The following is a 26,866-nucleotide window of genomic DNA, read 5'->3' as shown; positions in this document are numbered from 1 at the left end:
AGATGTGTTTAACAGTGACGATGGATCAGGTGACATGTGATGAAAGAGTTTAAGGCGTGGTGTCGGAATTATTTTGAAGTTGCCATTGTCCTGCTGCTCCCCGGTTTGGGGTATGTGGCGGGACTTTTTCTTTATATCTGGGAGTATGTGATCGAAGGGAGAAAGCCCCACCGGGTGCCGGGCCTTGAAAGGAGGTCCCTGCGATGAGTGATTCACAGCCTTCGTTGCGCATCTGTCTGGTGAGTTACCGGAGCAACCCGTATTGCGGTGGCCAGGGGGTGTACATTCGCCATCTGGCAAGGGCCCTGGCCGATCTGGGACATCGGGTCCACGTTCTTTCCGGGGAGCCTGCTCCCATCCTTGACGAGGACATCGGCCTTACTGTGTTGCCGGGTTTGGATCTCTACAGCCCCGAGACCATGGAGAATGGGGCAGGCTACAGCCAGTTGAAGGATCCCCTCAAGTTTACCGAATGGTGGCTCAACTCCACCCTTGGCTACCCCGAGCCCTTCTCTTTCGGGGTGCGCGCCCGGCGGTTTTTTGAGTCCGAGGGCCACCGGTTCGACATTATCCATGACAACCAGTCCCTCTCCTGGGGGCTTCTTTCGGTGAGCCGGAAGATCCCCACGGTCGCCACCATCCATCACCCCATGACCCGGGACCGGGACATCGCCGTGATGAGCACCCGGAATCTGTGGAAGCGGGCACGGGCCATGCGCTGGTACTCGTTTATCGGCATGCAGAAACGTGTGGCGCGAAAGCTCCCTGCCGTCATCACCGTTTCCCAGGTATCGAAAACGGATATCGCGGCAGATTTTGGCGTCTCTCCGAGCAAGCTGCACGTCATCCCCATAGGCATCGACACAGCCCGTTTTTATCCTTTGCCGGAGATTCCCAAAGACCCCCGCAGGATCATCGTGACCAACAGCGCGGACAGCCCCTTGAAGGGCCTCTACTATCTGATGCACGCGGTGGCCGCCATGAAGGACGAGGGCGATGTGAAGCTCACGGTTATTGGTCAGCCCAAGGAGGGCGGTATTGTGCAGCGTCTGGTGTCGTCCCTGGGGCTTTCCGGGGTGGTGGAGTTCACCGGCAGGGTTTCGGATCGGCGCCTGGTGGAAGAGTATGCCCGGGCGTCTGTGGCGGCGGTTCCCTCCCTGTACGAGGGGTTCGGCCTTCCCGTTGGCGAGGCCATGGCCTGCGGCGTGCCCGTGGTCTGCACGGACGGAGGTGCCTTGCCCGAGGTGGCGGGGGATGCGGCGCGCATTGTCCCGGCCGGTGATGTAACGGCCCTGAAGGATGGCTTGAAGGCGCTTCTGGCTGATGGGGATGCGGCCGCAGCCCTTGCTCGCAAAGGGGAGGACAGGGTCCACAGCCGGTTTGTCTGGAGGCGGACGGCCGAAGAGACCGTCGACGTGTATCGCCGGGTGATGAATTCCCACCGCTCCGCCTGACCCGTGAATTGTGCCATGTAAATCGCCTGTTATGCCTTCAGGGGAGCCGGTGATCTCATGGGGAACTAAGGTGTTTCCTGTTGGCTTATGTAAACCTCAGCATATTTGTATAGTGAAAGCGAACAGTGTTGACACGCTGTGACTATGTTTGTAGGCTATGTCTATTCTGGCGTACGGCTTTGTATCAAGCCCGTGTGTGGGGTTCCCACCGCAGCGTATTCCGTTGTGGTCCCGGACCCGGCAGCACGCAGAGGGCGCTTGCGGATCTTGGATCCCCCGATGCGGGGCCGTGGGAATAGTGTGGCAAAGGTGGTGGATCGTTTTTTTCTTGATGGCGGCTCATTGCGGTCAAACAATGAATACCGGTTCAGTGCCTTGCTGCATACGGCTTGTGAGGGAGAGCGGGAGTGCGTTTGCTCGACGCATCCGTTTGGATATAAATCAGGTTGATCTGCAGGGAGGTATTGTTGTGATTGAGCATAATGGACCGACGTATTACGCACAGATGTCACCGAGGTTGTCGACCATGTCGTTGCGGAGACTCGTTTTTTGATCGAGATAGCCTTCGGCATGCCCATTGCCTTAGGCAAATCCTATCAGATTGCCAACGAAATCTACCGCAGGGCCAAAAGCGATCCGACCATCGAGTTGACGATCATCACGGCCCTTTCCCTTGAGAAGCCCACCTGGTCGAATGATCTGGAGAGGCGCATGCTGCAGCCCCTCCGGGATCGTGTCTGGAAAGATATCCCCGATTTTGATTACATGCTGGACCTCCGAAAAGGGGCTCTGCCCCCCAACGTGAAGATGAAGGAGTTCTACTACAAGGCCGGATCCGTCAAGAACGATCCCATGGCTCAGCAGAATCACTACAGCTCCAACTATACCCACGTGGGTCGCGATATCATGAACGAGGACTGCAACGTTCTCTACTGCCATGCCGTGGCCAAAAAAGAGATCGACGGCAAGGTGTGCTACAGCGACAGCTGCAACGCAGACCTTTCCCTTGATATCAAAAAGTTTATCCCGGAAGCCAAGGCCGCCGGGAAGAAGTTCCTTCACGTGGGGCACGTCAACAACTCGCTGCCCTTCATGTACGGCGACGCCGTGGTGGGAGGAGTGACCCGGCGACCATCATCCTGGACAACCCCGAGTACGAAACCCCGCTTTTCTCCGTGCCCAAGGCGCCGGTGAATACGGCCGACCACATGATCGGCCTCCACGTCAGCTCTCTGGTCAAGGACGGCGGGTCCCTGCAGATCGGCATCGGGTCCCTGGGCGACGCCATTGCCTCGGCCCTGATCATGCGAAACACGGCCAACGCGGATTACAAGAAGGTGCTGGAAGACTTGGGCATCAACGCCAGGTACGGCACCCTCGTGGATCACATCGGGGGCCGGGAGCCTTTTGAAGAGGGCCTGTACGGCACCACGGAAATGCTGGTGGACGCCTTTATCGAGCTGTACAAGGGCGGGGTTATCAAGCGGCGGGTTTACGGGAATCTGGAGATCCAGCGCCTTATCAACGAAGGGGCCCTCTCTGAGACCCTGACCCGGGACTCTGTAAAGGCCCTGCTCTCCCAAGATGCCTTTCAGCCCATCATGAAACAGGCCGACTTTGAGAGCCTCCAGCACTTCGGGGTGTTCAAGCCGGGCCTGACCTGGGACGATTACGCCATTGTCAACGGCGAAGCCCGTTACTCCACGGACTTCCGGGACGGGGCCAACCTGGACGCCATCCTGGACAACTGCATCGGAGAGAGCCTTCTCAACGGCGTCATCGCCCATGGGGGCTTTTTCATCGGGCCCAATCAGTTCTACGACACCTTGCGGAACATGAGCGATGACGAGCGCAAGCTCTTTGAGATGACCGGGGTGGCCGTTCTCAACCAGCTCTACGGTGACGAAAAGCTCCGGACCCTCCAGAGAAAGGACGCACGTTTCGTCAACGCCGGGATGATTGTCTCCGTTGTGGGCAACATCGCCTCCGATGCCCTTGAAAACGGCACCGTCATCAGCGGGGTGGGCGGGCAGTACAACTTTGTCTCCATGGCCCACGCCATTGACGACGCCCGGCTGATCATGATGATCCGTGCGGTGAAGGAGACGGCAAACGGTCCGAAGTCCAACGTGGTCTTCAACTACGGGTACACCACCGTGCCCAGGCACCTCAAGGACATCGTGGTGACCGAGTACGGCATCGCCGACCTGCGCGGCAAGGTGGACCACGAGGTGGTGGCGGCCCTCATCAACGTGGCGGACTCCCGGTTCCAGGGCGAGCTGCTTGAAAAAGCGAAAAAGGCCAAGAAGCTGCCCCCCGACTACGAGATCCCGGCCGAGTATCGCAACAACTACCCCGAGGTCATCGCCAAGAAACTGCAACCCTTCCGGGCCATGGGCAAGAAGTACTTCGACACCTTCCCCTTCGGGTGCGAGTTCACCAAGGAGGAGCTGGTCCTCGGCCGTTCCCTGAGGGAGTTCAAGGCCAAGATGGACAAGCAGAAGATCAAGACCATCATGGGGCTTGCCAAGCAGATGATCTCTTCTGTTCCCGACGAAGCCAAGCCGTACCTCAAGCGGATGCAGCTTGACCGTCCCGGGGACTTCAAAGAGAAGATGACCCAGAAGCTGGTCACCTTTGCCCTGAAGGAGTCCGGTCAGATCTGATCAACCCCTTAGCAAACACGAAATGCAAAACGGCCGATGTGGACGCGCATGGGCCGTTTATATTTGGGGGTGCCCCTCCTTTTAGTCCAGGGACCGGATAAAGCATCCGCCGCCACCGCCCCCTCCGGATGACGAGGGTGCTGACTGGGTGGTGAAACTCCAGGTGACGGGTGAATCCAGGGCATTGCCGGCGGCATCCCGCACGTCCGTGGTGAGGGTGAAGGTGTAGGAGGTCTGGTAGGCAAGGGGGGACGCCGGGGTAAAGGAGGCGGTGCGACTGGCCGCGTCATAGGTGACGGTCCCAGAAAGGCCCTGGGCGCTGGTGAAGGTGGCAGTGGTGATGCTGGCCGGGTCCATGGGCTCGTCAAAGAGGACGGAGACTGTGCTGTTGACGCCGATCCCCGACGTGCCGGACGAGGGATAGGTCTGGGAGACCGTGGGCGGCACCACATCGAAGATGATGTCTATAACCTGGGTGGCTGTGTTGCCGGCGTCGGCGTTGTCCGTTGCCTTCACCGTGACGGTGTTGGTGCCCGGGGAGAGGGTGAGGTCAGACGACCAGGACGCGGTTGCGCTGCCCAGGGCGGAACCGCCGACGGCAGGCACCCCGTTAACCGTCACCTGCTGGACGCCGGAGTCGCCCCGTCCGGCGTCCGAAGCGGTGCCGGTGAGGGTGATGGTGTCGGTCCTGACAAAGTCACCTGTTGAATGGCTGGTGACGGTAAGCAGCGGGGCCACCAGGTCACCGATGGCTTCGGGCATGGTGAGGGTGAAGGTCGATGTTCCGTCCGCCACGGTGTGGGAGACGGTGTGGCTGAAGGCAGCAATGGATGCTCGCAGTTGAATGGAGCGGCGGGTGGGGTGGATGGCGTTGGTGAGCCCTGAGGCATTGGTGGTGTCAAAGGGTGTCTGGTTCAAATAACTGTCGCTTCGGACTTTATCCCCGGCAAGGACCGCGTTGTTGGTGACGTCTCCGTACACCCGCCCCCCCTGGAGGCTGTCTTGTCCGTCCACGGGAGCGGCCGCATCCAGAAGGTCCACGGTGACACCCACAATGGGCTGACCGATGCTGTTTTCCACCCTCACGGTCAGGGTGCTCCTGGGATACCCGTGAACCAGGGCGGCAATATCGTCAAGCTCCAGGCTGCCTTTGTCCCGGAAGCCAATGGCCCCTGCCGAGTAGTTCCAGTACATGGTCGCCTCTTCAAAGTTGGCACCGCATCCTTCGGAACCAGCGCTCTGGCACTGGGCCCCGGCGTGGCTGAGCCCAGCGCTGTGACCGCTTTCATGGGCCACCACTGCAGCGGTGTCGATGGTGCCGCCGCTGCCGTCTCCCCAGGTGTACTCCTCCCCATTGAAGGCGATGTCCGATTCAACGGCCCTGTAGGAACCGCCCACTCCCAGGGTCCAGGTGGTGCTGATGGCAAGGATCCCTTCACCGACCCGGCCGTTGCGGGTGGCAAACTGGGGGTCGATGCTGATGAGGTTGGTGCCGTCCCTGGATACGGTCGTGAGGGTTGAGGAGCCCTGGTATACAAAGGCGAAGGTGCTCATCTCAATGGCATTCCACGTGTTGACGCCGGCTTGCAGAGAGGGAATGAGGCCTGCCGGTGTGGTGTTGGAGATGGCATAGCCCATGGTGCCGCCGGACCATCTGCGCAGGTTGCCGTCGCAGCATCTTTCGACGTAGAGCAGTGCCCCGCACCCCTGATTGGTGCTGCCCGTGTCCCGAATCCAGCACCAGGCAAAGAGGGGGCCGGGCAAAAGGAGAAGCAACAGGCCGGATAAAAAAAGTTTCGACAGGGTTGATTTCATGTAAAAAAGCCTATGGTTGTCGCGTTTCATCGGCGGGCGGAAGAAGGTCCCGGACACGTTGGAAAAACAGGTCCAGGGCCTCGCCGTTGGGGGGCAGGGGGTTGAGGCTGAGGGCCTTGGTCTCCGCGCTTTGCGTGGTCCTGGCCCGGAATACGGGGCCGGTGACTCTCTGGGAGGCGTCGTCCGGGTCGGTTTCAATGCGGCAGAGGCCGTAGTAGAGCCCGTAGATGGTGTAATCCTCTTCGTGTTGCCGGAGAAAGAGGACCACCTCTTCATCGACATGGAGGTCCGGCACGCCGTGGACCTCCATGCGCATGTCGCCTATCTGGCCGCCCATGGTACGCACCACAATAGTCTCGGGGCGCTGGGCCGTGGGGTGTTTGAGAAACTCCATGGTCTCAAGGGTCACATCCGTGTAGATGCGGCCCTCGTCCCAGTACGCATGGGTATCCCGAACGACACCTGCAACGATGGTGTCGACCTTTTGCGTCAGTTGGGTCAGGCTGACGGGAATGACTGTTGTTGCGGAAGGGGAGGGGACGGAAAAGAAAAACAACAGGATGGACAAAAACGCTGCATAACGCACAGGAGCCATACAAGCCTCGACAGTGTATCTTACGTTACCATAAACGGTGTGAATGACATTTTATAAATGTACCACATCCGCTCACACAGGAGAACGGTTCAGTCGCGTTTATCTCAATTTAGGTGTGCCTTGTCAGGGAGCAGGGGGGCTCAAGTCCGGCTCTTATCGACCACACCCAGCTCCCTGAGGAGGTTGAAGAGGGTTGCCGTGGCCCGGATGCCGGTTTGTTTGTCGAATGTTTCATTTTTCCCATGGGTAAGGCGCTGGGGCGACACCCGGCGCTGGGACCGGGTTCCCGGGCCTGCGACCACGGGGAAAAAGCGGTCCCTGAGGGACGGGGCCATGGTGTTGACGATGGTGGAGGCATCCGAGATCCCGGTGTTGTGGTCCAGGGTGATCTCAAGGGGCTGGGGCCCCATGGCCTCCACGGCTCGCTGGAATGTGGATCCCGGCCACCGGTTCCGCATGTCCATGCCCGGGGAGATGGAAAAGTCTTTGAGCTCCCGGTAATGGATTCCTGTGAGTTGCCTTCGGACGGTGTCCAGACTGTCAAAGGTGCGGTTGCTCAGGACCAGGGTGTGGGCCGTGGGTACCGGGGCGTGCCCTCGCTTGATCTCCGTGGGGATGACCCCGAAGCTGTCCGGGGCTCCGGCGCAGAGCAGGTCCGAGTCCTTGGCGTTGAGGATGATTTCGGTGAGCATGTTCTGGTCCCGGGGTACGGAGCAGACGTGGCCCCCTTTTTGTGTGAGGACCTCGGCCCAGGCGTCCAGGGATGCTTCGGGATAGATGCAGACAGGGTTCCAGGCGGCAAGGCCGGAAAGGATGCGCCTCAGCTCGGCAAGGGGCCCGGTGACGTCGATGACAAAGTTGCTCCGTTCTGCCGTGTAGAGGCCCAGGCTGGGTGAGGCGCCTGCGGTCACCGTGTTTTCAAGGACCAGGAGCAGGGTCTCGTCTTGGCTGACGGGAAGGCTTTTTCCCAGGGCCCTGCCCATGTGGACGGCGCTTTTGTGCCCTGCGCCTTCTTCTTTAAAGGTGATGGTGAGGATGAGATTCTCAAGGTGGAGGAGCCCCTTTCCTGCCAGTTCTGCCAGGAAGAGCTGGAAGGCCACCCCGGCCTTACAGTCCGAGACCCCGCGGCCCACGATCTCGTGGTCGTCTTCATAGGGCACAAAGGGCGAGAAGGGGGCGTCCCATTCGGTGTGATCTGCGTCCACGGTGTCCACATGGGCGCTTAGGTACACAAGTTTTTTTTTGAGGTCGATGCTGCCGGGCAGGGCAATGAGATTTTGTCCCTCGTCTTCTATGACGGTGTAATCCGGGAGGGCCGACACAAGGACTTTTTTGCAGTACCCCATGGCTTTTTCCACGTCCCGGGGCCGGGTAAAGACCGACGGAAGGGCCGCCAGGTTGCGAAGATGGGCGAGATAACGGCTCGCATGGGTTGAGACAAAGGCTTCCATGATGGGCACTCCTTCCGGTGTAACCCGCAATGCGTGGGATTCATGACCCTTTTTGCGGGAAGGTGTTGTGGTCTCGGGATCCTTCCAATATCACAGCGGGGGTTGACTTGGGAAGGCAAGGTTTTTATTCTTGTAGACACGAACCAGGAGAAAGGGGCGCTTCTTGTCCCTTCATCTCCGGCCCTCACCGGGCCCACGGGTTCATGCCTCACCGACCCGACCTTTGTTGTTGATTTACCCGCAGACCGTACGAAAGCGCGAGAGCATCACGGTTGATGATGTTTCCTTGACCATGCCTTGCCCCATGCCCTTGCGCGTGTGCTTTTTTCCACAACCCCTAATAAAAAGGTGCAGACCCATGACACAGACTTCACGGGAAGAGAAGAAGGCAAAGGTGATTGAGGTGTTGAACAAGGCCAGGGCCATGGAACTTCACGCCATCGGCCAATACATGAATCAGCACTATGCCCTGGACGACATGGATTTCGGGGAGCTGGCAGCCCAGATGAAGCTCATCGCCATTGACGAGATGCGCCACGCCGAGATGTTCGCCGAGCGCGTCAAGGAGCTGGGGGGGGAACCCATCACCGAACCTGCCGATGCCGTGGAACGGGGGCAGGAGGTGTCCGTCATCTTTGGGTTTGATACGGAACTGGAAGATGGCACCCTGGCCGATTACAATGAATTCCTTGCGTTGTGCCTGGCCTGTGGAGACAGCCTGAGCGCCAAGATTTTCGATGATATCATCGACGAGGAGCAGGCCCACTACAATTACTTCGACAGCGTGGCCGGTCATATCAAGACCCTGGGGGCCGCCTACCTGGCCCAGAAGGCGGGGACCTCGTCCGCCACCGGGCTCAATACCCAGGGCTTTGTGGCCCGCAAATCCACACCACCCCCTGCCTGATTCGATGTTTTTTTATTCCCCGGCTTCAGGTTTGCCGAGATCCGGCGATATATGAGACAGGTACCCGGCTGCCGCAGAAAAGGCAGCCCGGTGCCGAGGCCTTTTTCAGGGCCATGGAAGACCCCGGACGCACGGATGCGCCGGGCCGGATTGCGGTGCGAAAGCACCGGGTACACCGTTGAATGACCAGGGAAGGTTATGGGACGAATGGTGATGTCAAAGATACGAGGCGCCGTGTGTGCGCTGGTCGTGTTGGGGTTCGCGTGTACGGCGGCCGGGGCCGACGGCGTCAACGGCTACGGTCCCGACGGGCTGAAACCCGATGCCGAGGCCATCGCTGTGGTGGCCAAGGCCGTTGAAGAGGTCTCTTCACGTCTCCTCGACGCCAAGGAGCGCCTTGTGGTGCTTGCCGTGGAAGGCCGGGACACCCGCAGGGTCCACCGGGAGATTGCCCACCTGGAGGAGGTCCTCCTCAACCACAAGCGTGAGTTTTCCGATATGGTCAAGGTGATGGCCGAAGCCGGGGGCGGTGAGATACCGGTCTGGCTCAAGGGCACCATGGCCGTGGTTCTGGAAGAAGAAGGGCTGATTTCCGACCCCGATTTCTCCGTGAAGAAAAAGCGGCGCGCCCTCCACGCCGACCTTGCCTCCCAAATCAAAAAAAGCGATGTGGCCTCTTGGCTCTCTCTGGACAAGACCACCTCCGAACTGGTGGTCCACCTGGATCTGCCCGTGTTTTTTTCCGCCAACGGGAGCCGGGTTTCCGGCGAGTACAGGGACACCCTTCAGCGCGTAGCCACAGTGCTGAAACCCTATCGGCCCGTGGTGGTGGTGACGGGGTTCACAGATGCCGAAGGGGCCAACGCCCGGTTTGCCCTGAGCGCCGAGCGGGCCGCCAATGTGGCCCGGGAGTTCCTGGACGCAGGCATGGCCTCGGATGCCCTTTCCATCCGCACCCGCGAAGAAGAGGCAGGCATGGATCGGGTGGAGGTCTCCTTCAGGATCTCGGACCCGGAAGAGGTGATTCCGGGGTAATTCTCTGGTTGTGCCGATTTCCGTCAAATGGCTTGAAACACGTTGCCGCACATTTTTGTGCGGCTTTTTTTGTACCTGTTCACCATACCTTTGCCTTGGGCGATCCTGTTGGAGCAACGTTTTTGCAGAGCCTTTTTACAACGACGTGACCGGTCGGAGGCGTGTGACCAGATCCACAATGGACAAGTGGCGACAACGTATCCCGTTAGGTCGACGCTTGTGAGCCAGTCCGTACAAACCATGAGTGTTTGTGAAGGGCGAAGCCCGAGGCAAAGGCAATCAGCTTTCGAGGTGTCTCACCTCGCCGCCGGAGGCCTGCTTTATCCACCCACTTAAACCACAGAAGGCACAACGGAATGGTTGCGTTTTTTTGCTGGTCCCGTCGTTGCATTTCCTATCGAGGTTCTCTCTCAAATCCCCTTGACAACCAAAAAAGCCGCGTGGTATTTCTTACCAGACTGAGCGATCGTTCAGGCCCTTAAACTTCGTTTCTTCTTGCGATATTCCTCCTGCGTCCTGTGCGTTTGCCCGAGAGCGCGATTCAACCGGAGACAATTCATACGTAGCCTTTCCTAACCCGGATATTTCACGAGGCGAGTGCACCGATACTCAAGGCATCAGAGCTTCAGATGTAGTGGTTTACCTCAATGCTCTGATAACCACCGGCAATGACCTTTCATTGAATTTATATAGTCGTTTTCTTGTGAAATATTCGGGCTAATGTGTCTTTATCATGCAGAGAGGAGGCCTCCATGAAGGTGCTTCACGTTGATCACATCGGTGTGGCGGTGCACGGTATCGACGCCGGGCGACGCTTCTGGGAAGAGGTTCTTGGGCTGTCTTTCGACGGCACGGAGACCGTATCCGAGCAGAAGGTGACCACCGCTTTTTTTCCGGTTGGGGAGAGCGAAGTGGAGCTCCTGGAGGCCATGGAGCCGGACAGCCCTGTAGGACGATACCTTGCAAAAAAAGGCGAAGGGGTGCACCACATTGCCTTTCGGGTTGCAGACATCGACGAGGCCCTGGCTGAGCTTAAGGCAAAGGGGATTCGTCTCATTGACGAGACGCCCCGTATGGGTGCCGGGGGGGCGCGCATTGCCTTTATCCATCCGAAAGAGACCCAAGGGGTGCTGGTGGAGTTGTGTGAAAGATAAAACAGGAAAATAAGGTCATAGGAAAAACAGGGGATAGGAAAAAGGGGACAGGGAATAGGGAATAGGGAATAGGGAATAGGGGTTACTTTGTTTGTGTAGCGCGGAGGTTGATCCGATTGTGGTTTTCTTCGGTGGTTTATCATCCATAAGGAGACTCGTCATGGGCAGTGGCAAAGGGCTTGAGATGTGGCGGAAGCTTGCAGAAAAGGAACTTCGGGGCAGGGCACTTGAAGAGCTGACCCGGGCCACGCCCGAGGGGATCTCCATCAAGCCCCTTTACACGGAAGACGACCTGAAGGGCCTGGAGTGGGCCGGTGCCATGCCGGGGCTGTCTCCCTATGTACGGGGGCCCAAGGCCACCATGTACGCCGGGCGCCCCTGGACCATTCGCCAGTACGCGGGCTTTTCCACAGCCAAAGAGTCCAACGCTTTTTACCGGCGCAATCTGGCGGCAGGGCAGAAGGGGCTTTCCGTTGCCTTTGACCTTGCCACCCACCGGGGCTACGACTCGGATCATCCCAGGGTGTCCGGGGACGTGGGCAAGGCAGGCGTGGCCGTGGATTCCGTGGAGGACATGAAGGTCCTTTTCGACGGGATTCCCCTGGACGCCATGAGTGTTTCCATGACCATGAACGGCGCGGTACATCGTGGCCGCGGAAGAGCAGGGCGTGCCCCACGACAAACTCACCGGCACCATCCAGAACGACATCTTAAAAGAGTACCTCACCCGCAACACCTACATCTATCCCCCGACCCCATCCATGCGCATCGTTTCGGACATCATCGGGTTTTGCTCCAGGGAGATGCCCCGGTACAACACGGTGAGCATCAGCGGGTATCACATGATGGAGGCCGGGGCCGACTCGGTGCTTCAGTGCGCCTTTACCCTTGCCGACGGCCTGGAGTACGTCAAGGCCGCCCTTGACGCGGGCCTGGATGTGGATGCCTTTGCCCCGCGCCTCTCCTTTTTCTTCGGCATCGGCATGAACTTTTTCATGGAGATCGCCATGCTCCGGGCAGCCCGGTTTCTGTGGGCGGAGATCATGGCCCGGTTCAATCCCAAGGACCCCCGGTCTTCCATGCTGCGTACCCATTGCCAGACCTCCGGGTGGAGCCTTACGCGTCAGGACCCCTACACCAATATCATCCGTACCACCCTGGAGTGCATGTCCGCCGTGCTGGGTGGTACTCAGTCCCTTCACACCAACGCCTTTGACGAAGCCGTGGGGCTTCCCACGGAGCTCTCCGCACGGGTGGCGAGGAATACGCAGATCGTGGTGCAGGAGGAGAGCGGGGTGTGTGGCGTGGTGGATCCCCTGGGAGGCTCGTACTACGTGGAGTCCCTGACCCGTGAGATTGTTGACAAGGTGCGTGGTGTCCTGGCCGAGGTGGAGGCCCTGGGCGGTATGGCCCGTGCCATTGAATCAGGCATGCCCAAGATGCGCATTGAGGAGGCCGCTGCCCGGCGTCAGGCGCGCATCGACCAGGGGCTGGATGTCATCGTTGGAGTCAACCGGTACCAGGTGGAGGAGGAAGAGGAGATGGAGGTTCTGGACGTGCCCGCTGCCATCCGGGAAGACCTCGCCGACGAAGCCGGGATGCAGCCGAGGTGGACCGATGCCTTGCGGCCATCACCCGCTGCGCTGAAGGGGATGGCAATCTTTTGGAGGTGGTGATCCCTGCCATGCGCGCCAGGGCCACCGTGGGGGAGGTCTCCGAAGCCATGGAGAAGGTTTTTGGACGCTTTACCGCCACCACCCGGTGCATCTCCGGTGTCTACGCCGGTGAGATGGGCGACAACGGGACCATGGCGACCCTGCGGAACCGCACAGATACCTTTGCCGAGCGTAACGGGCGCCGCCCGCGGATCCTTCTCACCAAGATGGGCCAGGACGGCCACGATCGGGGTATCAAAGTCATCGCCACTGCGTATGCCGATTTCGGCTTTGACGTGGACCTCTCCCCCATGTTCCAGACCCCGGAGGAGGCAGCGAAAATGGCCGTGGAAAATGATGTCCACGCCATCGGCGTCTCCTCCCTGGCTGCCGGGCACAACATCCTTATCCCGGAGCTGATCCGTCACCTTGCCGATCATGACGCCGACGATATCGTCGTTTTCGTGGGCGGCATCATCCCGCCGTCGGATTACGATCTTTTATCCACAATGGGCGTCAAAGACGTCTTCGGCCCCGGTACCCGCGTCACCGAATCCGCCAACCGGATTCTCAATGTGCTGATGGAAGAGCTACCAATGTAAAAAAACTGAATGATGCCAAGGGCGTTATGAATGTCCTTGACACACCATATATCAACTGTGACCCTTAGCCCTTAGCCCTTAGCCTGCCGCCCCAGCCCAGCCCTAGCCTTAGCCTGGGCCTCAGCCCCAGCCCTAGCCTGGGCCTGCCTCCCCTGGCCTCCCCCAGCCCTAGCCCTTAGCCCTTAGCCCTTAGCCCTTAGCCCTTAGCCCTTAGCCCTTAGCCCTTAGCCCTTAGCCCTTAGCCCTTAGCCCTTAGCCCCATTAACCCCTTACTATTCATTATCCCATGTCTTCTTTCTCCCACCCTCCAGATTATCTCATCCAGGGCGTCCTTGCCGGAAACCGCCGTGTCCTTGCCCGCACCATCACTCTGTTTGAAAGCCGAAATCCTGACCATCTCCGGTTGGCTGCCCAGGTTCTGCAAGGGCTGGCTCCCCATGGGGGCAATGCCCTGCGCCTGGGGATCACCGGCGTGCCGGGTGTGGGCAAATCCACCCTTATCGAGGGGCTCGGACTTCGTCTTGTTGAGCGGGGGCACCGGGTGGCCGTGCTGGCCGTGGATCCTTCCAGCCGCGTGAGCCGGGGGAGCATCATGGGGGACAAGACCCGCATGGAGGAGCTGTCGCGACGGACAGACGCCTTTGTGCGCCCCTCTCCTTCGGGTGGGACCCTGGGCGGTGTGGCCGCACGGACCCGGGAGGCCATGGTGGCCTGTGAGGCGGCCGGATTTGACGTCATTCTCGTGGAGACGGTGGGGGTGGGGCAGTCCGAAACAGCTGTCAAAGGCATGGTGGACTTTTTTCTCCTTCTCATGCTGGCAGGGGCCGGTGACGAGCTCCAGGGAATCAAGCGGGGCATCATGGAGCTGGCCGATGTGGTGGCCATCACCAAAGCCGACGGCGAGAACCGGGAACCCGCGGAAAGGGCCCGCAAAGCGTATGAAAACGCCCTGGCCCTGTTCCGTTTTGATCGAGAAGTCCCCGTTCTCACCACCAGCGCCCTGAACGGGGACGGGTTGGCGCCTCTGTTGGACAGTCTTTTTCGATTGTATGAGGCAGACAAGGCCACCGGGGCACTTTTTGACCGAAGAAAAGCGCAGCAGGTGGACTGGTTCTGGGAGCTGGTGGAAGAGGGTCTTCTGGATCGGTTCAGGCATGCCCCAAAGGTGGCATCCCTCATGGACGAGACCGTAGCAGGAGTCGAAAAAGGGGACATTTTTCCCGGCCATGCAGCCCGGAAACTTTTGGATCTATTTGCCGGGGAAAAAAGGTAAGGCAGCTGTGGGGTTATTCGGTGGGAGACAGATTTTGGTAAGGGGGGGGACACCGTTTTTGTGGCATCAACCCCTCCCTGGACTGCGTTGGCAACTGTTATTGTATAAGTGTGTCCCCTTCATCATGACGATGTGACTCTTCAATTCAATCGTCCCGGATCATTACCGTGAACTCACAAACATCATCACCGTTTCCAATGGATTGTTTGATGAGGACGTCAGCTTTTTTATGTGTAGCGTGTGAGAAAACCCTTTCAATCATGCCCCTGGAGCACAAACACTGAACAGGAGTAAGCTGAACAAATCCCGACCGAACCAATGGGCAGCCGCATTCATGGAATGTCCCCGTGATGCAATCACCATGTATGACCCACTTTCCCCAGAGATCTTTCGATTCCCTGACAGTGTTCCAGCCAGTAACGAGGTCCTCAAGAGAACCCACAGGATGATTCAACACGCTTTCACACAAAGCCAGAATGTCAGAGGAACATCCCACACCCGCCTCACGCATAACCATTAAACGGTCTTGTTCGCTGAGTTGATTTATGGCCGTCTGCAAGCTTCCAACCCAACGTCTATTCTTTTCAATCATTTTAAAATTATCCTTCATAATACTGACGAAAAAACAACCGGCATCACAACGCCGTATGGCGAGAAACGAGCGGAATCTTACGTGATGCCTGATAGCGTTTTGGTGCGTACGCCCGGTATGGAGTGACTTTGTGCGGCGATCCCTATGCTTAATGATGGGATAGCCTCTGGACAAGAAGAATCCAGGTGATCATCGAACGGCTTAACATACGAGCTTTTGCAGTGCAAGGATGGGGCCATGGCATCCACCGGCAAGGGCTTTGAGGTCGTTTGCCGAACGGTTTGGGCGGGCATTCCCTATGGCACTGTCGCTGTTGTGCTTTATGGGCGGTAGTAAGATGCTGAAGCCGTCATTACGTCAGAATAAACAGAGCAGATACCGACTACGCCGCAACGGGGTGTTGCTCCATCCTTATTAATAGCTGTAATGACAGTCGGGCCGGAAGGGAGAATACGTGCCAGGACTTTTTGACGGAGCACCTGCCTTGGCGTTTTCGGCTCCTGGCTAATCGAATATGGTGCATGAAATGTGGGCTGCAAGGGAATATTTGTCGTGTTTCTATACGTAGGAATGAGATAAATTATTTTGATGGAACTGTCCAATTTTTTTGGGCAAACGGCCGGGACTTTTCTTTCCCCTTTCGTGGATTTGGCGGCGCTTGGTGCTGTTGCTGGCGGAAAAGAACATTAAAATCCGGACATGAAACGTTGTTTTTATTTGGGCGCGTTTTTTGGAGCTTCCCGAAATCAGGAGGTTTTGTCGTATTTGCCCTTCAAGGCCCGGGAAAAAAGGTTCAGGAAGGGGCTTGCTTTTTTGGAAGATTCTTGAGAGTTCCAATAAGTCACGAGCCTCAGCACCTGCTATTTCAGGTGTTGCTGACAGTGATGGTAACTCTGCACTGTGCTCGTTCCCGGAGCAGTATGACTCGACGTGTTACAGGTTCAGGAAATAGATTTTCAAGACGCATGGACTGTCTTTTGCAAATAATAAAGGCGCTCCATGTTCTTTTTGAAGCCGAGGATTGTCATGGTCCAATGAGATCGGTCCTTTGGCGTGTTTAAGGTTTGTTTCCTCTTTTGAAATATTTTCGCAGTCTGTCGTGGAGTAAATGTTATGGAGAAAAGAAAGCTTTTAAGTATCGTTTTGTTTTCGCTTGGAATTGTGGCCATGGCCTCGCTGGTTTACGCCAGTGGGGGAGGGCATGGCGCATCAAGCGGCGAGGTTTTTCCAAGGGCCCTTGACTCTTACGGGGACGCTCATGCCTCTGGAATCTTAGAGATTCTAAAGGACCGAGTGGCCCAGGAACCCTTTAACCTGGTGGCGACTCTCATCTTCCTCTTTGCCATCATTCACACCTTTGTTGCCAACAAGTTTCTCGCCATAGCCCACAAGTGGAAACACGACACGACGCAAAAGATTGAGCGCGGCGTCGCGGATAAATATTCCGTGAGCCATGGTGCCGAGCTGTTTCACTTCCTGGGTGAAGTGGAGGCTATTTTCGGCATCTGGGCCATTGCCCTGGCTGTGGCCATTCTCGGGTTCTACGATTGGCACACCCTCCTGAACTACCTCGGTCACAAGGTCAACTTCACGGAGCCCATGTTCGTCGTGGTCATCATGACCCTGGCCTCCACGAGACCTATCCTGAAGCTGGCCGAAGGAGTCATGTGGAAGATCGCCAACCTTGCCGGTGGAACCCTCATCGCCTGGTGGTTCACCATCCTCACCTTCGGTCCCCTTCTTGGCTCTTTCATTACCGAGCCTGCCGCTGATGACCATCTCGGCGTTCTGTTGTAAATCTACGATCTGAACCCCAGCGAGAAGTTCAAGTATGCCACCATCGGCCTGCTGTTCGTGAACATCTCCGTGGGCGGCACCCTGACTCATTTTGCGGCGCCTCCGGTCCTCATGGTCGCCAGTCCCTGGGATTGGGGCATGATGCACATGCTGACCCATTTCGGATGGAAAGCCCTGACCGGTATTCTGGTTTCCAACGTGGTCTACTTCCTGCTTTTCAAAAAAGAGTTCAACAAGCTGCAGGAAAAATTTGAGCTTACGAGCCTCAAGGAGGAGATCGGTAAAAGATACTTTACCCGTGAAAACCTTGAGCAGGAGTTCAGCGACCTGGAACACATCATCAGCAACAAGCTTGGGTTCACCGATTCCTTCAACGAGGCGTGCAGCCGGATCAAGGAAAGGACCCGGACCCGTCCGTGAAGAGCTTGCAGAGCGCATTGAGCGCAGGGGCACCGATCCCGAACTGGTGAGGGAAGCCTTTAACGAGCGCTTTGAAGAGATCAAGCGCCGCGAGATGCGAAAGACCATTCCCGGCCTCATGCCCCACAACGAGCGTGCGAACTTCTACGACCCCGAGTGGGACAAGCGTGATGATCCCGTCCCCCGTTGGGTGGTTGTTGTCCACGTCCTCTTTATGGTCTGGACCATTCTCAACGCCCATTACCCGGCCCTGTTTATCTGCGCACGCTCTTCTGGGCTTTGAGGTCACCTCGCCCTTCCAGAACCGCATCGACCTGAAGCCCGCGCTTCTTGTTGGTTTCTTCCTCGGCGGCCTGGTTATCCACGGTGGCGTCCAGGGATGGTGGATCGCACCTGTTCTCGGCAACCTGGGTGAACTCACCCTGATGCTTTGCGCCACCGTCCTGACGGCGTTTAACGACAACGCGGCCATTACCTTCCTGAGTACGCTGGTACCCAACTTCACCGACCCGCTTAAGTACGCGGTGGTGGCAGGTGCTGTTGCCGGTGGTGGTATGACCGTTATCGCCAACGCCCCGAACCCCGCGGGTCAGGCCATTTTGAGCATTGAAAATGGCGCTAACCCCGGCAAACTCGCCATGGCGGCCTTCTTCCCCACGGTTGCGGTGGTCGCCTTCCTGCTTCTGTAGAAGCGGCGCAAGCGTTAAAAAGCCGTTCGCATGAAAGACGGGCCCTTTTCGAAGGGCTCGTACATAAAGATATGGAATTAAAAAAAGCGCTTTTCATCTTCGCGGATGAAGCGCTTTTTTTGTTCTTCTGTGAAGTGCAACCTTCTCGGTGCCCAGGAGAGGCGATGTGGCAGCGGCATTTATCGAAATCAGGTGCCGCGCAAGGCACAATGAACAACAAGTGGAATCCAAGGCAAGGGCTGGCTTCCATTGGAAACGAGTGGGTGAGAATTCATTTCCAGGCTACGGTGCGGTTATTTTGGTATAAGCCGCCCGGGACGGGACGCAAGGACGTAGCCGCTTTATTCTGATGCAGGTGCTGTGGGGCCGGGGGGTCCGGATATGTCGCTATAATATCTGTCTATCGCAAAGCTTTTTAAGGTTTTCATGGATTTTGAAAAGTACAATCATCAGTTCACACCAAATTCGTGCACTCAGTGCTCCAAAGATAATTATACAAATTCCTATCAGCATCATTCCGAAGGTTCCTTGATCATAGGCAGCACTTATTACGGCAATTCCTGCAATAGCAGCAAAGAATAATATTAGCCAATAAACAAAGGTGATAATCTTAGGGGTTAGCATTGAATCGAAAAAGAATATATTTCTCATGTGATGACCTCCGTATTCCATTTGGTATAACTCCAAATGTTGTACTGATAAGTCTTTCGGCAGTGCTCTTTTTTCCATTAATATGGGCATTATCTCAGGGAATGGTTTGAGAGTATAACAGGAACTGTTCGCAATTCCTGCTCAACCTGCAAATGCTGACAGGAAGGTACTAACAAGAGGCAAGATTTGCGTCTTTTTTTTGTCTGAAATGGATAAAGTGAAGGAGAATAACGAGTTTTAGTCTGGATGGTTCACGAGTCTCATTCTCTCATGTTCAGAGTATCAGAGCTGCAGATGTAGCGGTTTGACTCAATGGGCCGATGACGCCGGAGAGGGGGCTCTGCAGTAAATCTTCAAGCTGAGGGGAAGGTAAAACCACAGACGTTTCAATAGATATTGGCATCTTTGCCGTATTTTTCCGATGGGACAACGGGAAACGGTAAGGTGCGCGGACCGCACCGGCTTTTTGGTCCTGATATGGCTGCTTTAAGGCTCCTCTTTATTGCTTGGGAACCATAAGTTCAACATTTCAAAGGGTTGAGTTTGACTTTTCGCGTGGTGTTCTTTGCTATGAGGCCATTTCATTGTCGTCGGGGTCTTCGGGGTAGAAGGTGTATCCACGTCCAGGACTTCGCCTCAAATACTCAAACATTCCAACAGGGACAATTTCCTCTACGTAAATCATTGGAGGGTCATCCCTTTGGTTCAACGTTCTTTGTGTTAGATCAGGGCATTGTTTAATAAGGCCAATGGCACGTGTTTCAGCCTCATTTGCGTTAGTTGCTTTGACCCATCTTGTCGTGTAGAAACCGTATTTTTCCGGTGTCGATTCTTCAAAGTTGAAAAGGAAATTCGTTCCATTTAAAGAAATTCTGTATCTTTTCATTGTTCTTCCCTCTATATGTGCATGTAATTTTGGGACATTTTTTTGAAGGGTTCGGCTCCTGAGGGTCATAAATGGAATATCGATGGGCCGCCTGCAATGACAGAACCACTTACTCGTTATCTCCTTTGCCCTGGGTACTTAACTTTTAAGTCATACGACCAAAGCCTCCAATTTTCAATTCAAAAAAACCGTCTTCCCTCGATAGGAACGTGTCCAACACATGGCTCTTTTTGGCATATTGAGAGAGTCAGGATGGTCATAACGGGACTGGTTTCGATGGGCTCACGTCAAATACATCCATGAACTTTTGCAATCAGTTGGCTGCTGATACTGGGGAGTTCTGCGGGAAGGCTGATCTGTCGGGGTTCGCTAATAAGGCTTTATCGGAAATTATTCAGTAAAGATTGATGAATAACCCCATGATTTAGTGCTAAAAAAACTCATTGACACGCCATGGGGATGGCATTAGGGTGGAGCGTAATAACTAGTTATTGCGAAGTTTTTGGAATTCATGATGCGACCCGACAGGATGCGCCAACATCCTGCCAGGCCTGACCAAAACAACCTTGATAGGAGGTCGTCATGGCTACACGATTTTTTACACCACACACATCCCCATTTCAAGTCGTATTTTCCTCTATCCGCGCAACCTTGCGCCCCTTTCACCAACGCAACCGTCGTTACAAATGGCCAATGAACAGTGGGTACTAGGTTATAGGTCCCTACAGATTAGGTAATGGGTGATAGGGGATTGGCTATGGGCTAATTACACCCGGCGCGTTTCCTGTGTCTCCCTATTGCCTGTTTATCGCCATGGCACACTGAGTGCACCGATATTCCACACACAAAAATAAACGGGAGTTCCTCATGATCTCATCGGATAGCCAACCCGGCCGCCGCATGTTTTCAGGGTCGGAAATATCTGAACTCTGCGATGCCATCAAAGACGTACACCGTTTGCTTACATCCGTGGGAGCGTTCTTTTCAGAACTGGAAGATGCCGAAGCCCCGGGTGGAAACGGCCTTCAGATCGATTTTAAGAAATGGGGCCTTCGCACCATCACCGAAGACCTTCTGGATCGTCAATACCAGGCCGTGGATCGGATTGTGTCGTTTTACAGGGCAGAGCAGGAGAGGATGGCGGCGAAGAGGAGGGGATAAAGCCCACAGGGCTCAGGGCATTGCGGAGCGGGAGGCGCTATATGCTGGTGTGAGGGGGAGTGACGCGCCTGATAGGCTCGCTCCGCTTTGCCCATCCTACGAGGTTTGGTGTGTGCGGAATTGTTCGAATATAGGGTGTTGTGAACTTTTAGGGAGGCGCATCAGAATGTGTTACTGGAAGCAGTGGCCAGATGCCGTACCCGGGTTCGAAATCTCATAAGACTTGGTTGCCTGTTGGACGAATTAACCTCCGTGGGAATGGGTCGGAAAAGGCCGTGGCATTTATCGAAAACGTTTGCCACGCAACGCGAAACGAACAACAAGTGGTTTGTAAGCCAGGGGCTTGTCACCATTAGGGATGAGTGGCTGAAGATTCATTACCCGGCTACCCGACTATACATATTGCTGTACAATGTGTTTTATTGTTTTGTAGATATAAAACTCCAAAAATAGGGGGATTAATCCACTGATTGCGACAATGATTGATTTTTTAAAAAAGGTTAATTTTACGCCTGAGTCGATAAATTTCTCTAAAGTAGAAAAAAATAAATTCCACCCATATAAAAAAACGAGAATAGCTGAAAACACCCCAACGCAAAATAGAACGACCGATTTTGAACTTTGAGATAAAGCAATTATCGTTGCAGACAATGCTGTCCAGCCCACAATATTGAACCAACCACTTATGAGCTCATAATCGAAGAGCAACTTTGATTTGGATTGGATACTTGTACAAAAGTGATCAAAAGTGCTTAATATTCTCATAATATTAGTTTTTTTTATGTCGTAAACATTCACATCACCGGCAGCAAAAAGAAGAGCGAAGAACGAGCAGCATTTTTTGGTGCCTGAGTGTATGCCTGTTACTACTTTTTCCGCAAGCTCCACACACATAACCCCGCCATCAACGCAAAGAACGCTGGATCGGACCAGCCAAAACCGATAAAGACCTCGATTAAACAAGCATATAAAGTAACTCCAACGCCGAGCAAATTTGTCCAGAGCAACCCAGTAACAAGTATTCTTGTAGAGACACCATCTGACTCAGTACGACTAAACAATAGCGCTATAATGGCAATTCCACCAAGGAAGATACTGTTGTGTTGAGACAGAAAACGGGCATATTGATCGTTCACGCTCACACCATACAATGGCCAGAGGGTATCTGGAATAAAGAACAATACGATGGCAAACATAGCGTATATTACGGCGTGAATAACGAGTAGAGACTTCATGCTCATTCTTTTGTCTCCAACGGGGCGTGATTTATTCGTGAAAGGTCTTCTAATATGTCAAAGACATGCTCCGTGATGTCAGTGATGCCAATAGCGTTAAGCCGTTTGATGTGCATTTCCCGATATTTTTCAAGGTACTCTAAATTTTTAAATAGGTAAGTAGAGCCAAAGTGGTTCGTGCCGGCTTCGTGGGTCCATATTTTCCAGATGACGCCAGGCTCTTCAGCAATGCTCTCGGCCAACTTGCGGTTACCATCCATAAACTCATCCGTTATTTGTCCATCGTATTTCAAGTGAATATCCCATAGCTTTAAAGTGCTCATTTGACCTCCTTTAAGGCATAACATTTGAGCTAACCGGTTGCCAAAAGTTGCAGAGCGAAGCGGCGCGGCTTTTGGCAATTATAGTTTAGCGATTTGTGTACGCCTTGCATGGGTGTAATCTTATGAGGTGACCCGGAAGTTTAACCGGGAAGCCCTTTGTGGCTGAATTCTTCCTATTAAACAATGGTTTAGCATGAGCGCTATCCTAAGGCAAGGGCGGCATCGTGAGGTTCCGTCTGGAGGAGATGAAGCGTAGCGGAATCACGAGCGCCAGCGAGAAAGACCGGAGGGCGTGGTCACTCTACGTCAAACCTATGAGCCGACGAACTGAAACAGCATACAAGGCCAAGTCTCTGGATGAGTCAGCAGAACATGACGAAGTCCAGGATTCAAAGGGATATGGTAAATGCTGCGGTTGTGTAAAGAAAGATTACGTTCTTACACCCCTCAAGGGGGTACTAAACTGAGTCCGGGGAGGCCTGTTCGACTTTGCGGCCGTATGGCAGCGTTGATTGTGGTAACACAGGCAGTGATGGAACAGGACTCAACAGAGGTCATAGTAGGTGTAGGAATACGTCACTGACGGAGTGACGTTTGGAAACGAGCCGCGAGACACCCCGAGGTAATCGCTGGAGGACTCACCCTGCCGAAGGACCGAACATGAAGAGCAACGGTGCAACCATGTGCTCTGTTGCTCCAATAAATCCGACCAATGGAATATGGAACAGGCGCGGCGTGGGTTACGTGCCCTTGAAGGGTAAAGAGTGGAAACCGTCATCTTGGTATAAGATTCGCTCTTAACACTTTTTCCTGGCTACGGCCCAGATATCTTTGTGAACCGCCCGGTGCGGACCCGCATGCCGGGTGGTGTGGGGGCTGGGGGAGAAAAACGCCACTGAATTAGCCGATATTTTTAATAAATAATATATTGTAAACTTGGGGAAGAGGACCTTCTTGATGGGCCTTTTTTCTTAACTCGCGTAGATTGTTTGGCTACATAACATCTAAGAGAGGTTGAAGGCGTGGGTATGAGAGTTTCGGCTTTATTATAAGACGCAATAGCGTCATCATCCATGCCCATCCTTTCGCAAGAAACAGCGTATTTGAAACACGCAACAAAGTTGTCCGGAAAATCTTTTAGTGCGGCGGTTAATTTTGCATGGGCAGAGGCCGGGTCTCCCCATTTCAATTCTTGCCTCACTTTCTTTAGCCGAATCTTGAGTTCTTGATTCTCCTCTCCACGAAAAGCAGACCGCTCAAGGAACGAAAATTCAAATTCACCACGACGTTTACCCCAAAAATACGAAACAATATAAAACTGATAAATGACAACAAAGAATATTGGGAAGGACATTGGAGACATCAAGGATATGCCCACCCTAATTGCAAAAATTCCGAGAACAAGTCCAGTTCACATCATGGGTTCCAAGGCGAACGCCACACTTCGCCCGACGGGCGCGGGTACATGACGGTGTTTGATATTTGAAAACTATCGGCCAACGAACAGGGCCGAAAAGCAGCACTTGCGGCCGGTCGGCGTGCAAGTGTTTGTTCGGCTTTGCTCCTATATTCATGATATATAAATAATCATTGAATAATTATTATTTGCAGCTGATGTTGATGTTGAACAAGTTTCCCAAATCATCATTAAAAATAGGTTCGACAGAGCATTCTCCCCATTCGGTAAATTCGGGATAAATTTCATGGTTGTTAAAACTTAAAGGACTGTACACTCTTCGTATTTGCTCTACAGAAAACCGATTCAACTCTTCAGTGATATCTCGAACTTCTGAAGAATTTACTAGCATAGGTGGATCATACCCCATATTTTCACAAATGGGTTTCCCGCCTAAAACAAACTTTTCTAAAGGTGAATTGCCACCTTCAAATTTACTGTTAACTAAAAAGTGAATAGCTTGCCAGTACTGATCAACGGATAATTCCTTTGATTCACGAAGTTGGTCGATCATCGGAATATATGACTTCACCACACCAAATTTCACTTGTAATTCGAAATTAAGATCATTTATCAATTCTGAATTAGAGTTAACTTGGTTAAGGTCATTCTGGTATTTTGCATTCTGCCTTATTTGTTGATTCTCTAAATAACGTATGTATTGGTCAAGGGATGTTATGTCAGCTGAGATTGAACCAACTAAGTAGTTAACAAAAAAAGGATACTCCAAAAGGATTGGTACAATTTTTTGAGGAACAGCTTTGAAATGACCATGCATTCCCATGGTGTAGATCCTTGTGTTGTAGAAGCCGAACGCGTGGCTATGCCGACCCAAAAAGCTGATAGGGGTAGCGGGTGAAGTTACGAAAGACTTGGCCAGCTTTTTGGGGTCGGCCATGAGCCAATTGTTATGTTTTTTTAATGCTTTTGTCTACAGAGTGACAACGACCTAAGTACCAACCAAAAAGCCCCGGAGCACCCAGAAATAGAAAAATACCCAATGAAAAATTTGCCACTGCCCCAACAAGCCAGGGCACATAGCTCGAGGGACTCATTTGAATGTCAATATTTGAAGGTGTGAAATAATAAACAGAAAGATTCGTAGAGAGCGTTAAGAAATCGATGAAGCCACGAGAAATGTAATATAACCCCAAGATACAAAAGAGCACTCGGTATATTAGTATTTCTGTCGAGATAGAGCTAATAGAAAAATATTTTTGTGAAATTGATTCCGTCTTTTTTAGAATTGCGATTCCAAATATTAACATAAAAGCTGGCCCGATAAGGGAACTACACAGTACGATAATGCTATCGAAGACTAACTCGTGACCAAATTGACGATTTATTGTGTTGCCAATAATTCCAAAACTCTCACTCAAGAGATTGATACCACAAACGATAGCAGCCAAACCAACAGTAACAATTCCTGCGCGAGCCAATATCGCTGCCTTATTTTCCGTATCCATTATTCAGGTTCCTCAATATGGATTAACAATAGAGTGTACTGAAACATAACGCTGAATTAACCGCGCGGGCGACGAGTGCCGACACCGGTAAATGGTTTAAATTATGTAAAAACCGAAGGCGCTCGCCAAAGAGCAGCTGTAAGCCCTTCCGGTGAAATGGCTTGTGTACGCCCGGCATGGGCGTAATCTTATGAGATGACCCGGAAGTTTAAGCGGGAAGTCCTCTGTGCGTGAATCCTGCTTACCAAACAACGGTTTAGCATAAGCACTATCCTAAGACAAGGGCGGCCCCGTGAGGTTTCGTCTGGAGGAGATGGAGCGGAACGGAATCACGAGCGTCAGCGAGAACGACCGGGAGGGAAGCGGACCATAAGCCGCAAATCTATGAGCCGACGAACAGAAACAGCATATAAGGCCAAGTCGCTGGATGAGTCAGCACAGCATGACGAAGTCCAGGATTCGAGGGGATATGGTAAATGCTGCGGTTGTGTAAAGAAAGATTACGTTCTTACACCCCTCAAGGGGGTACTAAACTGAGTCCGGGGAGGCCTGTTCGACTTTTCGGCCTTATGGCAGCGCTGATTGTGGTAACACAGGGAGTGATGGAACAGGAATCAACAGAGGTCATAGTAGGTGTAGGAATACGTCATTGACTGAGTGACGTTTGGAAACGAGCCGCGAGACACCCCGAGGTAATCGCTGGAGGACTCACCCTGCCGAAGGACCGAACATGAAGAACAACGGTGCAACCATGTGCTCTGCTTCTACTATGAATCCGACTTGATGATTCTGAAACAGGCTCGGCGTGGGTTACGTGCCTTTGTAGGTCAAAAGGAGAACCGTCAACTTATTACAAGATCAACTCTTTTAACTACTCGTTGGCTACTCTCGGATATCTTCGTGAACCGCCCTCCGAGTGGTGTGGGGCTGGGGGAAGAGAAACCCCCGGCTACCAGAGTAGGCGCTAAATTAACGTTGATAAGTCTGAATTTGAATTTTCGTGTTGGGTGGCCAGGGCTTTGTTACTTTGTATGATTCTCTTGGTACTGGCTCTTCTAATAGTGGCGATTTCATCATTGTTATAAAACCCAATGTGCTTTTTTGGGGGAATTCGAATTGAAGCTCAATACGACCATCTTCATAAAATAGAATAACTTCACTATCATCCTCATCTCTCCAATATGGGACTCCAAAAAGTTTTATAATGTCCTTTTCACTTGAGTCAGTGCTGATAGGAAGGGCAATTCCATTTGCAAGAAATTTCCCATTAAATGCATTCAAAGAAATAAAAACGTAATCAAGTGACCTATGAGAAAGACCGAGTTCAACTCCATTATATTTGTCGTCAAAGACTTCATTCTTATCGAATGAATCACAAAAGTGCTCTTTCAAAGTGGGTTGTTCACCTAATGCGGTATTATTGCATTTGAAGTTGATGAGGTCAATAAAGTATTCATTTTCAGTGGGTTTCGTTTGCCTTTTGTTGAACAACCTATCGAAGATTTTCATTAGCTGGTCCTTGTATAGCGAGAAGAATACAATATACGCCTAACGAGTCTATAGAATAACCCCTATTTCAGGAA

The 26,866-nt window shown here is 53.6% G+C and carries 25 protein-coding genes and 2 pseudogenes; 14 read left to right on the top strand and 13 right to left on the bottom strand.

Translation table 11 applies throughout. The features are described 5' to 3' along the window. Positions 1–39 precede the first annotated feature (39 nt). The 4 genes from ACOYW2_RS13495 to ACOYW2_RS13480 all read left to right on the top strand — a co-directional run bounded on the left by ACOYW2_RS13495 (position 40) and on the right by ACOYW2_RS13480 (position 4,120). Positions 40–207: a hypothetical protein gene (locus ACOYW2_RS13495; protein ID WP_482415904.1), complete on the top strand. Its 168-nt coding sequence runs from the start codon at positions 40–42 to the stop codon at positions 205–207. After that, positions 204–1,454: a glycosyltransferase family 4 protein gene (locus ACOYW2_RS13490; protein ID WP_482770748.1), complete on the top strand. Its 1,251-nt coding sequence runs from the start codon at positions 204–206 to the stop codon at positions 1,452–1,454. Before ACOYW2_RS13495 ends, ACOYW2_RS13490 begins: the two co-directional genes overlap by 4 nt. A gap of 549 nt (positions 1,455–2,003) precedes the next feature. Further along, the gene (locus tag ACOYW2_RS13485; RefSeq protein ID WP_482770747.1) at positions 2,004–2,648 is read left to right on the top strand and encodes a hypothetical protein; all 645 of its coding nucleotides are present in this window, start codon (positions 2,004–2,006) and stop codon (positions 2,646–2,648) included. Next, positions 2,645–4,120, top strand: coding sequence for an acetyl-CoA hydrolase/transferase C-terminal domain-containing protein (locus ACOYW2_RS13480; protein WP_482423350.1), 1,476 nt, complete (start codon positions 2,645–2,647; stop codon positions 4,118–4,120). Before ACOYW2_RS13485 ends, ACOYW2_RS13480 begins: the two co-directional genes overlap by 4 nt. A gap of 81 nt (positions 4,121–4,201) precedes the next feature. Here ACOYW2_RS13480 and ACOYW2_RS13475 read toward each other — a convergent pair whose 3' ends face one another. The 3 genes from ACOYW2_RS13475 to ACOYW2_RS13465 form a co-directional block, all read right to left on the bottom strand. Then, positions 4,202–5,935 carry an Ig-like domain-containing protein gene (locus ACOYW2_RS13475; RefSeq protein WP_482770746.1) on the bottom strand — a complete coding sequence of 578 codons (1,734 nt, stop codon included), beginning with the start codon at positions 5,933–5,935 and terminating at the stop codon, positions 4,202–4,204. Between the two features lie 10 nt (positions 5,936–5,945). Further along, the gene (locus tag ACOYW2_RS13470) at positions 5,946–6,530 is read right to left on the bottom strand and encodes a hypothetical protein (RefSeq protein WP_482770745.1); all 585 of its coding nucleotides are present in this window, start codon (positions 6,528–6,530) and stop codon (positions 5,946–5,948) included. 140 nt (positions 6,531–6,670) lie between these two features. Beyond that, entirely contained in the window at positions 6,671–7,981 is a 1,311-nt protein-coding gene (locus ACOYW2_RS13465) for a M20/M25/M40 family metallo-hydrolase (RefSeq protein WP_482770744.1), read from the bottom strand. Between the two features lie 358 nt (positions 7,982–8,339). On the opposite strand from ACOYW2_RS13465, the gene ACOYW2_RS13460 reads away from it, so the two are divergent. The 6 genes and pseudogenes from ACOYW2_RS13460 (at position 8,340) to meaB (ending at position 14,607) form a co-directional block, all read left to right on the top strand. Then, positions 8,340–8,888: a bacterioferritin gene (locus ACOYW2_RS13460; RefSeq protein ID WP_482415910.1), complete on the top strand. Its 549-nt coding sequence runs from the start codon at positions 8,340–8,342 to the stop codon at positions 8,886–8,888. A gap of 213 nt (positions 8,889–9,101) precedes the next feature. Next, positions 9,102–9,923 carry an OmpA/MotB family protein gene (locus tag ACOYW2_RS13455; protein WP_482770743.1) on the top strand — a complete coding sequence of 274 codons (822 nt, stop codon included), beginning with the start codon at positions 9,102–9,104 and terminating at the stop codon, positions 9,921–9,923. 752 nt (positions 9,924–10,675) lie between these two features. Further along, the gene (gene mce / locus ACOYW2_RS13450; protein ID WP_482770742.1) at positions 10,676–11,077 is read left to right on the top strand and encodes a methylmalonyl-CoA epimerase; all 402 of its coding nucleotides are present in this window, start codon (positions 10,676–10,678) and stop codon (positions 11,075–11,077) included. 160 nt (positions 11,078–11,237) lie between these two features. Continuing rightward, a pseudogene (locus ACOYW2_RS13445) lies at positions 11,238–12,753 on the top strand (methylmalonyl-CoA mutase family protein). After that, positions 12,687–13,334 carry a methylmalonyl-CoA mutase family protein gene (locus ACOYW2_RS13440; protein ID WP_482770741.1) on the top strand — a complete coding sequence of 216 codons (648 nt, stop codon included), beginning with the start codon at positions 12,687–12,689 and terminating at the stop codon, positions 13,332–13,334. The pseudogene ACOYW2_RS13445 and the gene ACOYW2_RS13440 overlap by 67 nt, the downstream one beginning before the upstream one ends. 286 nt (positions 13,335–13,620) lie before the next feature. After that, positions 13,621–14,607, top strand: a complete 987-nt coding sequence (meaB, locus tag ACOYW2_RS13435; protein WP_482770740.1) for a methylmalonyl Co-A mutase-associated GTPase MeaB — start codon at positions 13,621–13,623, stop codon at positions 14,605–14,607. A gap of 145 nt (positions 14,608–14,752) precedes the next feature. On the opposite strand, the gene ACOYW2_RS13430 is transcribed toward meaB, so the two are convergent. Continuing rightward, on the bottom strand, positions 14,753–15,199 hold the full coding sequence (locus ACOYW2_RS13430) for a methanogen output domain 1-containing protein (RefSeq protein ID WP_482770739.1): 447 nt from the start codon (positions 15,197–15,199) through the stop codon (positions 14,753–14,755). Positions 15,200–16,312: 1,113 nt separating this feature from the next. Between ACOYW2_RS13430 and ACOYW2_RS13425 the strand changes: the two are divergent. The 3 genes and pseudogenes from ACOYW2_RS13425 to ACOYW2_RS13415 all read left to right on the top strand — a co-directional run bounded on the left by ACOYW2_RS13425 (position 16,313) and on the right by ACOYW2_RS13415 (position 18,105). Beyond that, positions 16,313–17,416 (top strand): annotated as a pseudogene (locus ACOYW2_RS13425) (putative Na+/H+ antiporter). Beyond that, positions 17,349–17,699, top strand: coding sequence for a putative Na+/H+ antiporter (locus ACOYW2_RS13420; protein ID WP_482770738.1), 351 nt, complete (start codon positions 17,349–17,351; stop codon positions 17,697–17,699). Before ACOYW2_RS13425 ends, ACOYW2_RS13420 begins: the two are co-directional and overlap by 68 nt. Continuing rightward, positions 17,614–18,105 carry a putative Na+/H+ antiporter gene (locus ACOYW2_RS13415; protein WP_482770737.1) on the top strand — a complete coding sequence of 164 codons (492 nt, stop codon included), beginning with the start codon at positions 17,614–17,616 and terminating at the stop codon, positions 18,103–18,105. The genes ACOYW2_RS13420 and ACOYW2_RS13415 overlap by 86 nt, the downstream gene beginning before the upstream one ends. Positions 18,106–18,492: 387 nt before the next feature. Here the strand turns inward: ACOYW2_RS13415 and ACOYW2_RS13410 are convergent, their stop codons facing one another. Then, positions 18,493–18,756 (bottom strand): DUF4282 domain-containing protein, encoded by a 264-nt coding sequence (locus ACOYW2_RS13410; protein WP_482415916.1) that lies wholly within the window; start codon positions 18,754–18,756, stop codon positions 18,493–18,495. 568 nt (positions 18,757–19,324) lie between these two features. Next, complete coding sequence (locus tag ACOYW2_RS13405; protein WP_482770736.1) at positions 19,325–19,642, bottom strand: hypothetical protein; 318 nt, start codon at positions 19,640–19,642, stop codon at positions 19,325–19,327. A gap of 867 nt (positions 19,643–20,509) precedes the next feature. Between ACOYW2_RS13405 and ACOYW2_RS13400 the strand changes: the two genes are divergently transcribed. Then, on the top strand, positions 20,510–20,803 hold the full coding sequence (locus tag ACOYW2_RS13400; RefSeq protein ID WP_482770735.1) for a hypothetical protein: 294 nt from the start codon (positions 20,510–20,512) through the stop codon (positions 20,801–20,803). Between the two features lie 393 nt (positions 20,804–21,196). Here ACOYW2_RS13400 and ACOYW2_RS13395 read toward each other — a convergent pair whose 3' ends face one another. From ACOYW2_RS13395 to ACOYW2_RS13365, 7 genes are all read right to left on the bottom strand, one after another. Continuing rightward, positions 21,197–21,691 carry a hypothetical protein gene (locus ACOYW2_RS13395; RefSeq protein ID WP_482770734.1) on the bottom strand — a complete coding sequence of 165 codons (495 nt, stop codon included), beginning with the start codon at positions 21,689–21,691 and terminating at the stop codon, positions 21,197–21,199. Beyond that, positions 21,670–22,044 carry a hypothetical protein gene (locus ACOYW2_RS13390; protein WP_482415919.1) on the bottom strand — a complete coding sequence of 125 codons (375 nt, stop codon included), beginning with the start codon at positions 22,042–22,044 and terminating at the stop codon, positions 21,670–21,672. The genes ACOYW2_RS13395 and ACOYW2_RS13390 overlap by 22 nt, the downstream gene beginning before the upstream one ends. Further along, entirely contained in the window at positions 22,041–22,361 is a 321-nt protein-coding gene (locus tag ACOYW2_RS13385) for a monooxygenase (RefSeq protein ID WP_482770733.1), read from the bottom strand. The genes ACOYW2_RS13390 and ACOYW2_RS13385 overlap by 4 nt, the downstream gene beginning before the upstream one ends. A gap of 913 nt (positions 22,362–23,274) precedes the next feature. Beyond that, on the bottom strand, positions 23,275–23,724 hold the full coding sequence (locus ACOYW2_RS13380) for a hypothetical protein (RefSeq protein WP_482770732.1): 450 nt from the start codon (positions 23,722–23,724) through the stop codon (positions 23,275–23,277). Positions 23,725–23,962: 238 nt separating this feature from the next. Then, entirely contained in the window at positions 23,963–24,601 is a 639-nt protein-coding gene (locus ACOYW2_RS13375) for a DUF1877 family protein (RefSeq protein ID WP_482770731.1), read from the bottom strand. Between the two features lie 124 nt (positions 24,602–24,725). Next, positions 24,726–25,283, bottom strand: a complete 558-nt coding sequence (locus ACOYW2_RS13370; protein ID WP_482770730.1) for a hypothetical protein — start codon at positions 25,281–25,283, stop codon at positions 24,726–24,728. Positions 25,284–26,252: 969 nt separating this feature from the next. After that, the gene (locus tag ACOYW2_RS13365; RefSeq protein ID WP_482770729.1) at positions 26,253–26,792 is read right to left on the bottom strand and encodes a hypothetical protein; all 540 of its coding nucleotides are present in this window, start codon (positions 26,790–26,792) and stop codon (positions 26,253–26,255) included. Between the last annotated feature and the right edge of the window lie 74 nt (positions 26,793–26,866).

The organism is Desulfoluna sp. CLI2B (assembly GCF_056847375.1).
The sequence above is the reverse complement of the archived record's forward strand: the minus strand, read 5'-3'. Positions and strand labels throughout refer to the sequence as shown.

Excerpts from the sequence above, each read along its gene's own strand:
- ACOYW2_RS13405 (WP_482770736.1), bottom strand. The coding sequence starts at position 19,642 with ATGAAAAGATACAGAATTTCTTTAAATGGAACGAATTTCCTTTTCAAC.
- ACOYW2_RS13390 (WP_482415919.1), bottom strand. The coding sequence starts at position 22,044 with ATGAGCATGAAGTCTCTACTCGTTATTCACGCCGTAATATACGCTATG.
- ACOYW2_RS13465 (WP_482770744.1), bottom strand. The coding sequence starts at position 7,981 with ATGGAAGCCTTTGTCTCAACCCATGCGAGCCGTTATCTCGCCCATCTT.
- ACOYW2_RS13490 (WP_482770748.1), top strand. The coding sequence starts at position 204 with ATGAGTGATTCACAGCCTTCGTTGCGCATCTGTCTGGTGAGTTACCGG.
- ACOYW2_RS13385 (WP_482770733.1), bottom strand. The coding sequence starts at position 22,361 with ATGAGCACTTTAAAGCTATGGGATATTCACTTGAAATACGATGGACAA.
- meaB (WP_482770740.1), top strand. The coding sequence starts at position 13,621 with ATGTCTTCTTTCTCCCACCCTCCAGATTATCTCATCCAGGGCGTCCTT.
- ACOYW2_RS13375 (WP_482770731.1), bottom strand. The coding sequence starts at position 24,601 with ATGGGAATGCATGGTCATTTCAAAGCTGTTCCTCAAAAAATTGTACCA.
- mce (WP_482770742.1), top strand. The coding sequence starts at position 10,676 with ATGAAGGTGCTTCACGTTGATCACATCGGTGTGGCGGTGCACGGTATC.
- ACOYW2_RS13380 (WP_482770732.1), bottom strand. The coding sequence starts at position 23,724 with ATGTCTCCAATGTCCTTCCCAATATTCTTTGTTGTCATTTATCAGTTT.
- ACOYW2_RS13495 (WP_482415904.1), top strand. The coding sequence starts at position 40 with ATGAAAGAGTTTAAGGCGTGGTGTCGGAATTATTTTGAAGTTGCCATT.
- ACOYW2_RS13400 (WP_482770735.1), top strand. The coding sequence starts at position 20,510 with ATGATCTCATCGGATAGCCAACCCGGCCGCCGCATGTTTTCAGGGTCG.
- ACOYW2_RS13365 (WP_482770729.1), bottom strand. The coding sequence starts at position 26,792 with ATGAAAATCTTCGATAGGTTGTTCAACAAAAGGCAAACGAAACCCACT.
- ACOYW2_RS13475 (WP_482770746.1), bottom strand. The coding sequence starts at position 5,935 with ATGAAATCAACCCTGTCGAAACTTTTTTTATCCGGCCTGTTGCTTCTC.
- ACOYW2_RS13370 (WP_482770730.1), bottom strand. The coding sequence starts at position 25,283 with ATGGATACGGAAAATAAGGCAGCGATATTGGCTCGCGCAGGAATTGTT.
- ACOYW2_RS13430 (WP_482770739.1), bottom strand. The coding sequence starts at position 15,199 with ATGATTGAAAAGAATAGACGTTGGGTTGGAAGCTTGCAGACGGCCATA.
- ACOYW2_RS13470 (WP_482770745.1), bottom strand. The coding sequence starts at position 6,530 with ATGGCTCCTGTGCGTTATGCAGCGTTTTTGTCCATCCTGTTGTTTTTC.
- ACOYW2_RS13460 (WP_482415910.1), top strand. The coding sequence starts at position 8,340 with ATGACACAGACTTCACGGGAAGAGAAGAAGGCAAAGGTGATTGAGGTG.
- ACOYW2_RS13410 (WP_482415916.1), bottom strand. The coding sequence starts at position 18,756 with ATGAGAAATATATTCTTTTTCGATTCAATGCTAACCCCTAAGATTATC.
- ACOYW2_RS13455 (WP_482770743.1), top strand. The coding sequence starts at position 9,102 with ATGTCAAAGATACGAGGCGCCGTGTGTGCGCTGGTCGTGTTGGGGTTC.